This is a genomic window from Halolamina salina (assembly GCF_042678005.1).
In the GTDB taxonomy this organism is placed as follows: domain Archaea; phylum Halobacteriota; class Halobacteria; order Halobacteriales; family Haloferacaceae; genus Halolamina; species Halolamina salina.
In genome coordinates, this window is sequence record NZ_JBHUDH010000046.1 from 2356 (window position 1) to 3338 (window position 983).

A 983-nucleotide genomic window follows, 5' to 3' on the forward strand; every position below is an offset into this window, starting at 1 on the left:
ACGACCTCGCCGGCCTCGACGTCGAAGGAGATGCCGTCGACGGCCTTCACGTGGTCGGTCACCCGCCGCAGCAGGCCGCTCCGGACCGGGTAGTGTTTCTCCAGATCGCGGACCGAGAGGAGGGGTTCGTCAGTCATCGTGTTTGTCGGGGAACGACAGCGGTGGCTGGTGATCGTCGCCGTACAGGACGCAGGCGGCGTCGTGGTCGTCGCCGACGGGGTGGAACGCCGGCTGCTCGCCGGATCGACAGTCCTCGACTGCGTGGTCACAGCGCGGGTGGAACCGACAGCCGTCGGGCGGATCGGTCGGGTCGGGCGTGCTGCCGTCGATCGTGTCGAACGCCTCCCCGTGGCCCGGCAGGCAGTCGAGCAGCGCCCGGGTGTAGGGGTGGGCGGGGTTCTCGAACAGCTCGTACACCTCGCCGGTCTCCATCACCTTCCCGGCGTACATCACGACCACGCGGTCGGCGATCTCAGCGACGACGCCGAGGTCGTGGGTCACGAACAGCAGGCCCATCCCGCGTTCGTCCTGAATCTCGGCGAGCAGGCGGAGGATCTGGGCCTGTATCGTCACGTCGAGGGCGGTCGTCGGCTCGTCGGCGATCAGCAGGTCGGGGTCGCCCGCGAGCGCGATCGCGAGGACGACGCGCTGTTTCATCCCGCCGCTGAAGGAGTGGGGGTAGTCGTCGATCCGGTCGGCGGCGTCGGGGATGCCGACTCGATCGAGCAGGTCGATCGCCTCCTCCCGCGCCGCCTCCCTGTCGAGGTCACGGTGTGCGCGGACGGTCTCGACGACCTGCTCGCCGACGGTGTATACGTCGTCGAGCGCGCCCTGTGGGTTCTGGAACACGTGGGCGATCCGGTTGCCGCGGTACTCGGTCAGCTCCGACGCCGTGCAGTCGGTCAGGTCGGTGCCGTCGAAGATGATCTCGCCGCCGGTGATCTCGCCGTTGTCAGTCGGGATCAGTCGCGTGATCGACTCGC

1 protein-coding gene and 1 pseudogene are annotated in these 983 nt (G+C 68.8%); both read right to left on the minus strand.

Features of this window, described 5'->3' with window-relative positions:
• A pseudogene (locus ACFR9S_RS05480) lies at positions 1-137 on the minus strand (peptide ABC transporter ATP-binding protein); the annotation flags it as partial.
• A partial coding sequence (locus tag ACFR9S_RS05485; RefSeq protein ID WP_379818235.1) for an ABC transporter ATP-binding protein occupies positions 130-983 on the minus strand: 854 nt, incomplete at its 5' end. The pseudogene ACFR9S_RS05480 and the gene ACFR9S_RS05485, both read right to left, overlap by 8 nt.